The 5,864-nt window shown below is 68.9% G+C and carries 4 protein-coding genes; all 4 read left to right on the top strand.

The window, feature by feature from the left end:
• The first annotated feature begins 395 nt into the window (after nt 1-395).
• Complete coding sequence (locus tag IEY89_RS39695) at nt 396-1,706, top strand: diacylglycerol/lipid kinase family protein (protein WP_189152381.1); 1,311 nt, start codon at nt 396-398, stop codon at nt 1,704-1,706.
• A gap of 328 nt (nt 1,707-2,034) precedes the next feature.
• Entirely contained in the window at nt 2,035-3,873 is a 1,839-nt protein-coding gene (locus tag IEY89_RS39690) for a glycoside hydrolase family 15 protein (RefSeq protein WP_189152380.1), read from the top strand.
• Complete coding sequence (locus IEY89_RS39685) at nt 3,866-5,281, top strand: MFS transporter (RefSeq protein ID WP_268240809.1); 1,416 nt, start codon at nt 3,866-3,868, stop codon at nt 5,279-5,281. The genes IEY89_RS39690 and IEY89_RS39685 overlap by 8 nt, the downstream gene beginning before the upstream one ends.
• 232 nt (nt 5,282-5,513) lie before the next feature.
• A partial coding sequence (locus tag IEY89_RS39680) for a class II glutamine amidotransferase (RefSeq protein WP_189152379.1) occupies nt 5,514-5,864 on the top strand: 351 nt, incomplete at its 3' end.

Genomic DNA, 5,864 nt, shown 5'->3' with positions numbered 1-5,864 from the left:
CTCCACGACGACACGGCCCGCCCAGGGGAGCCGTACGGGCGAGAGGTGGCCAACCGCCCGGAGTGGTGGCGCCGGCCCCGCGCGCGCCTGAAACCGTGCCGCGGTGGCGGTGAACATGCGGCGCACACCCCCGGGTGATGCAATGGGCAGTGGTGGCGGTAGTGGCCTTTCGTGAGGCCGCACCGCGCGGGTCGGGCCCCCGTCGCGGGCCGACCTCAGGCAGGCCCGGATACCGGGCTGGTTCGCCCTGTGAGCCGCTCCACTCGGACAACTGAGTGCAGTTCGGCGTGATCACCCGTAGCGGGTGACGGGGTACCCGTGGCCGGCTGGGATCGCCGGTGGACGCGGTGCCACGCACAGGTGCGTCGGCCGTGCCCCGACCGGCAGGAGGCTCCATGCACAGGGACCCTGGGGCGCACGGTCGCCTCGTACAGCGTTGGTTCGCACGGCTCGCTCTGGTGGCCGGGCTCGCCGCGGTCGTGATCCTGCTCGTGTTCGCCGGCTTCAGGAGCATCGCGCTCCTGGGCGCCGGACTCGCCGGACTGGCCACATCGGCGGCGTGCCTGTGGTGGGCGCTGACCGTGCGTGGAATCGGCAGACTGCTCGCCTTCACCCTGGCCGCCGTCGCCCCGCTCGCGGTGCTGGTGCTCTACGCATGGGCGGAGCTGGTGTGGGTCGTAGTCGTTTCCCTCGCTCTGTGGGCCCTCGGGGTTTCCGTCGGCAGAGCGGCACTCAGCAGGGACATCGAGTCGGCCGGGCCTCCGGAAACGCGGACTGCTCCTCCCAAGCACCCCTTCCTCATCATGAATCCACGATCAGGCGGCGGAAAGGTGGGGAAGTTCCACCTCAAGGAGAAGGCCGAGGCGCTCGACGCCGACGTCCTCCTGCTGGACACAGCTCATCAGCAGGACGTGGTCGCCCTCGCCAACCAGGCGGTCGAGGACGGCGCCGACCTTCTCGGAGTCGCAGGCGGTGACGGCACACAGGCCCTGGTCGCCGGAGTCGCCGCCAGGCACGGCATTCCCTTCATGGTGATCTCGGCCGGCACCCGTAACCACTTCGCCCTCGACCTCGGCCTGGACCGCGACGACCCGTCGACCTGCCTGGACGCGCTCACCGACGGCGTCGAACTCAGCGTCGACCTCGGGTTCATCGGCGAGCGGGCCTTTGTCAACAACGCGTCCTTCGGCACCTACGCAGCCGTGGTGCAAAGTCCCGCCTACCGCGACGACAAGGTCCGCACCATCCTCCAGCAGCTTCCCGACCTGCTGACCCACCGACGCGGTCCCCGGCTGGCCGTCCGCACCGCGGACATGATCATCGACGGACCTCAGGCCGTACTCGTCAGCAACAACCCCTACCGGATGGGCGACCTCGCCGGTCTCGGACACCGCGAGGTACTGGATTCAGGTGCCCTCGGTGTCTTGGGCGTCAACGTCGACAACGCCGCGCAGGCAGCCGAGTTGCTCGCGGGGAGGCGCGCGTCCGGCCTCACCACCCTGACCGCCCAGGAGGTCGTCATCGATGCGGACGAGCCCGAGATAGAAGCCGGGGTCGACGGTGAGGCACTGACCTTGCCAACGCCCGTACGATGCACGATCCGGCCCGGGGCCCTGCACGTACGGGTACCACGCCACCGCCCTGGCGTGCCCCGGACGAAGGCCCCCATGGACTGGCGGCGGCTACGGAAGCTGGCGTTGTACTGAGAAGCGGTCGTCCTGCCGGACGTGATCGACGGGTTTCCCGGTTTCCGCTGGTCTGGCGTGAACTGCACGGTGCCCAGGACGAGTTGATCCATCTGTCGGGGACCGGGAACCGCCGGGGGCGGAAACCGGGACGGCCCGACGCGACTCGAACGGCCGCCCTGCTCGGAGTGCGGTGCGCTCGGTTGCGGCGCACGCTTGAGGCAGGGGGACCACAGTGACAGCCCGGGGGCGACGGGCACACAGTCGCTCACTCACAGGCTTTCGCGGGGCTGGACACAGGTCAGAACGCTGAACGTGCCGCACCCCATCGGGGCGAGGGAGCCTTTCCATGAACGCCTACCCGCCTATCGCCGATCACGGGATGGTCGGCGACCTCCAGACTGCCGCGCTGGTGTCCTCCAAGGGCACGATCGACTGGTGGTGTACGCCTCGGTTCGACTCCCCCAGCGTGTTCGCGTCCCTCCTCGACAGCGAGCGTGGGGGCTACTGCCGGCTCTCCGCGGATCTCGCTGGAGAGCGCCGGGCAACGGTACGTCAGCTCTACCTGGCGGACACGGCCGTCCTGGTCACCCGGTTCATGGCGCCCGACGGTGTCGGTGAGGTCGCCGACTTCATGGCCCCGCTGAACACCGCCACACCGACGGACCGGCATCGTCTGGTGAGGCTGGTGCGCGTGGTGCGGGGCAGCCTGGACTTCGGACTCGTCTGCCGCCCGCGGTTCGACTACGGGCGCGCGCCACACACCCTTGAGCGGATCGATGAGGCATCCGTGGTCTTCCACGGTCCGGACACGAAGCTGTATCTGCAGACCGTCGGCCCGTTCGCGCTCCGGCCCGATGACGAAGACGTCACCGCCAGTTGCACCCTCGCCGCCGGGGACACCGCGGCCGTGGTGCTGACCAGCGCGAACGAGGGACCTCCCCCGCCCCTGCCGTCGTTGGACGAGATCGCCGGCGAACTGGGCTCCTGCCGCACCTTCTGGCACACGTGGCTGCGCACCAGCACCTACCGAGGCCGCTGGCGGGACATCGTCAACCGGTCGGCGATCACCCTCAAGCTGCTCACCTACGCGCCCTCGGGCGCGCCGATCGCCGCACTGACCATGGGGCTGCCGGAGCAGGTCGGCGGTGAGCGCAACTGGGACTACCGGTTCACGTGGATACGCGACGCCTCCCTCTCGGTCAGGGCCATGATGGACCTCGGGTTCACCGACGAGGCCGCCGCGTTCCGCCGCTGGCTGCGCGAACGCATCTCCGCCGGCCGCACCGCCTCGGGCGAGCCGCTGCAGATCATGTACCGAATCGACGGTGATCCCCACCTGACCGAGGAGATCCTGGACCACCTCGAGGGCTACGCGGGGTCCGCGCCGGTACGGGCGGGCAACGCCGCCGCCGACCAGGTCCAGCTCGACATCTACGGTGAGGTCGCCGACGCGCTGGCCCAGACACGGGAAATCGGCGACATCAGGGGCTGGAAAGCGTTCTCGGACGTCCTGGACTGGCTCGCCGACAACTGGGACCGGCCCGACGAAGGCATCTGGGAGACCCGCGGAGGCCGGCAGAACTTCACCTACAGCCGCCTCATGACATGGGTCGCCTTCGACCGGGGCATCCACCGGGCCACCGCCTTCTCCCGCCCGGCCGACGTCGCTCGCTGGACGGAGGTCCGCGACACGGTCTTCAAACAGATCATCGAGCGCGGCTGGAGCGAGAAGAGACAGGCGTTCGTCCAGCACTACGCGACCGACGTCCTGGACGCCTCGCTCCTGCTCATCCCCAGAGTCCGCTTCCTCTCCCCGACCGACCCGGCCTGGCTCACCACGCTCGACGCCATGGACCAGGAACTGGTCAGCGACAGCCTGGTCTACCGGTACGACCCCGAAGCCTCCCCGGACGGGCTCCGAGGCTCCGAGGGAACCTTCAACCTGTGCAGCTTCCTCTACATCGAGGCACTGGCCCGCGCAGGCAGGGTGCAGGAGGCGAGATACGCCTTCGACAAGATGCTGACCTACGCCAACCACGTCGGTCTGTTCGCCGAGGAGATCGGCCCGTCGGGTGAACAACTGGGCAACTTCCCCCAGGCGTTCACCCACCTCGCGTTGATCGCCGCGGCCATCGCCCTCGACGAATCGCTCGACGCGACGGAAGGGAGCGGCGCCCGTGGCTGAAGCCGATACGCCGAGACGTACGCCGGGTGCGACGCGAGCGGTGCTGGCCCCGCTCGCCCTGGCCCAGTTCATCTGCAGCTTCGCCGGTTCGAACATGAACGTGATGATCAACGACATCAGCAAGGACCTGGACACGAGCGTGCAGGGAGTGCAGCTCGCGATCACGATCTTCCTCCTGGTCATGGCGGCGCTGATGATCCCCGCCGGCAAGCTGACCGACCGCTACGGCCGCAAGCGGTGCTTCCTGACCGGTCTCACCGTGTACGGCGTCGGCGCCCTGCTCAGCGCGGCCTCCCCGGGCCTGGGCGTCCTCATCCTCGGCAACTCGATCCTCGAGGGTGTCGGCACGGCGCTGCTCATCCCGCCCGTCTACATCCTCACGACGCTCCTCTTCACGGAAGTGACCTCACGTGCCCGCGCGTTCGGGGCCATCATGGCGCTGGGCGGCATCGGCGCCGCCGCGGGGCCGCTGATCGGAGGGCTCATCACCTCCGCCGTCAGCTGGCGGGCGGCGTTCGTGTTCCAGGCCCTGGTGATCGCGTTGATCATCATCCTGAGCCGCCGGATCGAGGACCCTGTGCCGCCGGATCCCACGCGCCCCTTCGACACCGCCGGAGCGATCCTCTCGGCCGTCGGCCTCATCCTCGTCGTCACGGGGATCCTGGCAGCCGACAACAACATCTGGCTGATGACCGGCCTGATCGTCCTCGGCGCACTCGTGCTGCTGTGGTTCTTCCTGTCGGTACGCGCCAAGGAGCGGGCCGGCAAGGAGCCGCTCCTGTCGACGAGCCTGTTCCGCAACCGCACCTCCAATCTCGGTCTCGTCACGCAGAACATCCAGTGGCTCCTGCTCATGGGAGCGTCATTCGTCGTCGCGAGCTATCTCCAGGTCGTGCGCGGATACAACGCGATCGAGACCGGCGTGATCTTCACGGCCGCCACGCTCGGCCTGCTCGCGTCATCGATGCCCGCCGAACGCCTGGCGAAGCGGTGGGCGCAGCGCACCCTCATCGTGACGGGCTTCGTCGTGGCGATCGCGGGAGTCGGTGTCCTGCTGGCCATGGCGAGCGGCTCTCCGAGTGCCTGGGCCTTCGCGCCCGGACTGCTGCTCATCGGCCTGGGCCTCGGCCTGTGTCTGACCCCGTCGGTCAACGTGGTGCAGTCGAGCTTCCCCGACGAGCAGCAGGGAGAGATCTCCGGGCTGTCCCGCAGCGTCTCCAACCTTGGTTCCTCGCTCGGCACCGCGATCGCCGGCACCATCCTCGTCGCCGGCCTCACCTCCCACGCCTACGCCGCCGCGATGATCACGCTGGCGGCCCTCGGGCTCGTCGGCCTCGCCGCCGCGGTGTTCCTCCCCCGGGGCCTGGGTCCGGGCACCGCCCCTTCTCCGTCGCACGAACCCATGTGACCACGAACCCGCGTGACCGCGTGAGCTGTCTCCACGTCACGCCGGCAGCGCACGAACACGAGCCCGTCCGCTCCTCGCCCGCATGGCGACGCATGGCCGGGGAGGCGAAAATGGAATAAACCGGCGGGGCGCAGCAGCCGGGTGAGCGGCGGACCCGTCGAAGACTCCGGAAGCCGCGAGCGGGACGTCAAGGTGTTCCCGCATGCGCAGGCAGAAACACAGGTGATCGCTCATGTGCCGATGGCTCGCTTACTCGGGAACACCCCTGCTTCTCGACACCATCCTCTACAAGCCGACCCACTCGCTGATCGACCAGAGTCTCCACTCCAGACTCGGCGTCGAGACGACCAACGGCGACGGTTTCGGCGTCGGTTGGTACTCGGAGGAGAGCATCGACACCCCGGCCCTGCTCAAGGACGTCGGCCCCGCCTGGAACAACCGCAACCTGAGGGAGATCGCGGATCACGTCCGCTCCCCGTTGTTCTTCGCCCACATACGGGCGTCGACCGGCACTGCGGTGCAGCAGACGAACTGCCACCCGTTCCGGCACGGTCGTTGGATGTGGATGCACAATGGTGCCATC

The sequence above is a fragment of the Streptomyces lacrimifluminis genome, from assembly GCF_014646095.1.
GTDB lineage: Bacteria > Actinomycetota > Actinomycetes > Streptomycetales > Streptomycetaceae > Streptomyces > Streptomyces lacrimifluminis.
This window is presented reverse-complemented; position numbering and strand designations above follow the sequence as displayed.

Bases quoted from the DNA above. Each gene is read 5' to 3' on its own strand.
- IEY89_RS39695 (WP_189152381.1), top strand. From the start codon at position 396: ATGCACAGGGACCCTGGGGCGCACGGTCGCCTCGTACAGCGTTGGTTC.
- IEY89_RS39690 (WP_189152380.1), top strand. From the start codon at position 2,035: ATGAACGCCTACCCGCCTATCGCCGATCACGGGATGGTCGGCGACCTC.